General features: G+C 71.5%; 3 protein-coding genes. 2 read left to right on the top strand and 1 reads right to left on the bottom strand.

What is annotated here, in order from left to right:
- Together GTW43_RS27040 and GTW43_RS27035 are read left to right on the top strand one after the other, a co-directional pair.
- A partial coding sequence (locus GTW43_RS27040; RefSeq protein ID WP_161304582.1) for a glycoside hydrolase family 2 TIM barrel-domain containing protein occupies positions 1-3,475 on the top strand: 3,475 nt, incomplete at its 5' end.
- Positions 3,476-3,692: 217 nt separating this feature from the next.
- Positions 3,693-5,234, top strand: coding sequence for an AMP-binding protein (locus GTW43_RS27035; RefSeq protein ID WP_161304581.1), 1,542 nt, complete (start codon positions 3,693-3,695; stop codon positions 5,232-5,234).
- Here the strand turns inward: GTW43_RS27035 and GTW43_RS27030 are convergent.
- Positions 5,205-5,519 (bottom strand): hypothetical protein (locus GTW43_RS27030; RefSeq protein ID WP_161304580.1); only part of this gene is annotated, 315 nt, incomplete at its 5' end. The genes GTW43_RS27035 and GTW43_RS27030 overlap by 30 nt on opposite strands.

Raw genomic sequence — 5,519 nt, 5'->3', positions numbered from 1 at the left:
TCCCATCTACGTCAACATCACCTACCCCTGGTGGGGTGCCAACGGCCTCGGTGAGGAGGCCCAGCCGCCCGCCGCACCGACCCGGTACAACCCGGTCGGCCAGTACCGGCGCACGTTCACCGTGCCGCGCGGCTGGCGCGGGCGGCGGACCTTCCTGCACTTCGAGGGGGTCAAGGCGGCGCACTACGTGTGGATCAACGGTCAACTGGCCGGGTACCACGAGGACTCGTACACCCCCGCGGAGTACGACATCACCCCGTACCTGAAGGACGGCACCAACCACGTCGCCGTCGAGGTCTACCGCTACTCCGACGGCGACTGGCTGCAGGACCAGGACATGATCCGGCTGAGCGGCATCTTCCGGTCCGTGTACCTCTTCTCGACGCCCACGGTCCACCTGCGGGACTTCAAGATCGAGACCCCGCTCGGCGACGGCCACACGACGGCGGACCTGTCGGTGACGGCGCACGTGCACGACTACGCGGGCGAGGCCGACGGGGCGTCGTACACCGTCGAGACCCAGCTGTACGACGCCGGCGGACACGCCGTCTGGTCGCGGCCGCTGACCGAGGCCGCCGCCCTCACCGGCGCCGAGGTGACGGTGAAGGGCGTCAAGTCCGTGCCACGGCCCCGCCTGTGGTCCGCCGAGGACCCCTACCTGTACACCGCGGTGCTCCGACTGCGCGACGCCTCGGGGAAGGTCGTCGAGACGCTCTCGCACCGCATCGGCCTGCGCGAGTTCGCTCTCGTGGACGGGCTGATGCGGATCAACGGCCGGCCCGTCTCGCTGCGCGGCACCAACCGCCACGAGATGCACCCCGACCACGGCTCGGCCCTCACGCGCGCCGACCTCGTCGAGGACATCAGGCTCATCAAGCGGCTGAACATCAACTCCGTCCGCACGTCCCACTATCCCAACAACCCGCTCTGGCTCGAACTCGCCGACGAGTACGGCCTCTACCTCGTGGGCGAGACCAACCTCGAGACCCACGGCATCAACGGCACGTACCCCGGCAGCGACCCCGAGTGGACCAAGGTGTGCGTGGACCGCGCGCAGAACATGGTGCACCGCGACAAGAACCACGCCTGCGCCGTCATCTGGTCGCTCGGCAACGAAGCGGGCGGCGGCTCCTCCTTCGAGGCCATGCACGACTGGATCCGCGGCTACGACACGACCCGCGTCATCCACTACGAGGGCGACGACCGGCCGGGCGTGAGCGACATCCGCTCCAAGATGTACGAGTCGCCGACCGCGGTCGAGGCGCGGGCCGAGGACACCGGCGACACGCGCCCCTACGTCATGGTCGAGTACGCCCACTCGATGGGGAACTCGACCGGCAACTTCAAGGAGTACTGGGACGTCGTCCGCCGCCACGACGTCCTCCAGGGCGGCTGGATCTGGGACTTCGTCGACCAGGCGCTCAACTGGCCCACGCCCGAGCGGCACCTGCTGACCGAGACCGGACCCGTCGGCCTCGAGGGCGAGGTCATCAACCCCTCCGGGTCCTTCAGCCGCGACAAGGGCGTGAGCGGCGCGACCGTCTTCGGCCGTGACGACCGGCTCGACCTGCGCGGCTCCCTCACCCTGGAGGCCTGGGTGACCCCGCACGTACGGGGCTACGACCAGCCGCTGCTCATGAAGGGCGACACCCACTACGCGCTCAAGCAGTCCGGCAAGAACCTCGAGTTCTTCATCCACGCGGACGGCCAGTGGATCACCGCGTCCTGGCCGGTCCCGGACGAGGGCTGGACCGGCACCGAGCACCATGTCGCGGGCGTCTTCGACGCGGACGCCGGCACCCTCACGCTGTCCGTGGACGGCGAGGTCAAGGGCACCAAGGCCACCACACAGGTGCCGACGCCCAACACCGCGCCCCTGTCGATCGCCGGCGAGGTCGACAACCCCACCCGGGAGTTCAGCGGCACGATCCGGCGCGCACGGGTCTACGCCCGCGCCCTGAGCGCCGCCGAACTCGCCGACGACGGCCGGGGCCCGGACGGCGACGGGGTCCGCTTCTGGTTCGACGCGCGCACCGTCGGGCACACGGCGCGCAAGCCCACGACGAAGACCTTCGCGGCCTACGGCGGGGACTGGGGCGACAACCCCAACGACGGCGCCTTCAGCGGCGACGGCATCGTGCTGCCCGACCGCGGACTCACCGGCAAGGCGGCCGAGGTCAAGCGGATCTACCAGACGGTCACGGCGCGGCGGAAGGACGGCGCCGCCCCCGGCGCGGTCACCCTCACGAACGAGAACCTCTTCACCGACCTCCGCGCCTGGAACGGCGCGTGGGAACTCGCCGTCGACGGACACGTGACGTCCCGCGGCACGATTCCCCGGGGCGACCTCGACGTGCCGCCGCTCAGCAGCAAGGACATCACGCTGCCCGTGAAGCTGCCCCGGAACCCGGAGCCCGGCAGCGAGTACTTCCTCCAGCTCTCCTTCACCACCCGCGAACGCACCCCGTGGGCCGAGCCCGGCTTCGAGGTGGCGCGCATCCAGCTGCCGCTCGACGTCAAGAGCCCCGCGGTCCGGCCCGTCCCGCTGGCGGACGTGCCGACGCTGGCGTACGAGGACGGGAAGGAGACCGTCACCGTCACCGGGAAGGGGCTGAAGGTCGTCGTCGACAAGGCGACCGGGCTCGTCACCGGCTTCGAGCACGACGGCACCCGGCTGCTCGTCGAGGGCGCGGTCCCCAACTACTGGCGGGCCCCCACCGACAACGACCGCGGCAACGGCCAGCACACCCGCAACGAGACCTGGCGGGACGCGGGCGCACGGCGCAAGGTGACCGGGGTCAGGGTGCGCGCCACCGACGACCGGGCGGTCGAGATCACCGTCGAGGGCACCCTGCCCACCAGCACCGAGTCCGCGTACACCACCACGTACACCGTCTTCGGCAACGGCGAGATCAAGGTCGACAACACCCTTCACCCGGGCGCGGCGGACCTCCCCTACCTCCCCGAGGTCGGCACCCTGCTGCGGCTGCCCGGCTCCCTCGAGCACCTCCACTACTACGGCCGCGGCCCCGAGGAGAACCACTGGGACCGCAACGACGGTACGGACGTGGGGCGTTGGTCCGGCACCGTGCGCGAACAGTGGTCGCCGTACATCCGCCCGCAGGAGAACGGCAACAAGACCGATGTGCGCTGGGCGGCGCTGACCGACCGCCGCGGCCGCGGACTCCTCGTGGCGGGCGACGGCCTCCTGGAGATCAACGCCTCGCACCACACCCCGGAGGACCTGTCCGTCGGCGCCCGCCACGACTACCAGCTGACCCCGCGCGACGAGGTGATCCTGCGCGTCAACCACCGGCAGATGGGCGTCGGCGGTGACAACAGCTGGGGCGCGCACACCCACGACGCGTACAAGCTGCTCGCCGACCGGGACTACGCGTACACCTACCGGCTGCGGCTGATCACGGACGTGGACCAGGCGCAGCGGCTGGCCCGTCGGCCCACCGCGGGCCGGTAACGCGGGCGGGCGCACAGGGGCGGGGGCCAGGCCGGAGGGCCGGGCCCCCGTCGTGCGTGCGGCCACCCGGCATCGCCGCGGGCGATGGCGTCCGGACCGCCCTTCCTCCCGCGTGCGCCGTGGCGCCGTGGCCCTCGGCGGCCCGCTGCGGGACGCTGTCCCGGGAAGCACCGCACCCGCCGCCCCGTACGACGAGAGACGAGAGAGGCACCACCCGATGGCGCACCCCCTGACGCCCGTTCACCGGTCCTACGCCGAACAGGCGGAGCGGCAGCCGGACAGGACGCTCTTCGAGCTCCCGGACGGCCGGACGATCACCTACGGCGAGACGGCGCGGACCGTACGCCGGATCGCCGCCCGGCTCGTCCACGACGGCGTCACCCCCGGCGACCGGGTCGCCATGCAGGTGGACAAGTCCCCGGAGGCCGTCGCGCTGTACCTGGCGACCCTGCGCGTCGGAGGTGTCTTCCTGCCGCTCAACACCGCCTACACCGCAGCCGAGATGGACTACTTCCTCGGTGACGCCCGCCCGCGGGTGCTGGTCTGTGCCCCGGAGCGGCGCGCCGACCACGCCCGGCGTGCGGGGCCGGACCTGGCCCTGGAGACCCTCGGCACCTCCGGGGACGGCAGCCTCCTGGAGACCGACGCGGAACACGACGCCGCCGTGGACGTGTCGGAGGACGACCCGGCGGCGATCCTCTACACATCGGGCACCACCGGACGCTCCAAGGGTGCCGTGCTCACCCACGGGAACCTGGCCTCCAACTGCCGTGCACTGCTGGACGCCTGGCGGTTCACCGGGCAGGACCGCCTCGTCCACGCCCTGCCGATCTTCCACGTCCATGGCCTGTTCGTGGCCGCGAACATGACGCTCGTCTCCGGCGCCTCGATGTACTTCCTGCCGAAGTTCGACGCCGACGCGGTCGTGGACCTGCTGCCCCGCGCCACGGTCCTCATGGGCGTCCCCACCTTCTACACGCGCCTGGCCGCGAACGACCGGCTGACCCCGCGGACCTGCGCCGCGATGCGACTGTTCGTGTCCGGCTCGGCCCCGCTGCTCGCGAGCGACCACGAGGCGTTCGCGGCGCGCACCGGCCACGCCATCCTGGAGCGGTACGGGATGACGGAGACCGGGATGAACACCACGAACCCCTACGAAGGCCCCCGCAAGCCCGGAACCGTCGGCAAGCCGCTGCCCGGCACGGAGCTCAGGGTCGTGGACGGCCGGACCGGAGAGCCGCTGCCCGACGGCGAGGTCGGCAGCATCGAGGTGCGCGGCCCCAACGTCTTCAGCGGCTACTGGCAGATGCCGGAGAAGACCGCGTCCGAGTTCCGCGCCGACGGCTTCTTCATCACCGGTGACCTCGGCCGCATCGACGAGGACGGGTACCTGTGCATCGTCGGCCGGGGCAAGGACCTGGTGATCTCGGGCGGCTACAACATCTACCCGAAGGAGATCGAGGAACTGCTCGACGCCCATCCCACGGTCCTGGAGTCCGCGGTGATCGGCGTCCCGCACCCCGACTTCGGCGAGACGGTCGTCGCCGTCGTCGTCCCGGCCCCCGGCCGCCGGCCGCGGGAGGCCGACCTGCTCGCCTTCGTCGCGTCCGGCCTCGCCCGCTTCAAGCACCCGCGCGCGGTCCGCGTGGTCGAGGCGCTGCCGCGCAACGTGATGGGCAAGGTCCAGAAGGCCGAACTGCGCTCTCGTTACCAGGAGTTGTTCACGGGCTCAGACGGGGACGAAGGCGTCCTGGGATGAGCCGTCCAGGACGAGGCCGTTGTCGAAGCGGACGCGCAGCGTCACTCGCGGGCCCTGTTCCCGGAACGCCGTCCAGGCGGGCTCCAGCGCGCCGATCTTCTCCTCGAGCTGCTTCCTGCTCCCCGGGGGCATGGTGTCACCGTAGGAGTCGAGCAGGGACCTGAGGCGCTCGTACTCGCCGACCTCGGCGCTCGCGGTGACGTCCTCGGTGACCCGCTCCACGGTGCCCTCGGTACCGGCGGCGAGGGAGAGCACCCCGAGGACCGTCCCGCCCGCCTCGATCGC

The sequence above is a fragment of the Streptomyces sp. SID5785 genome (assembly GCF_009870065.1).
In the GTDB taxonomy this organism is placed as follows: Bacteria; Actinomycetota; Actinomycetes; order Streptomycetales; family Streptomycetaceae; genus Streptomyces.
The sequence above is the reverse complement of the archived record's forward strand: the minus strand, read 5'-3'. Positions and strand labels throughout refer to the sequence as shown.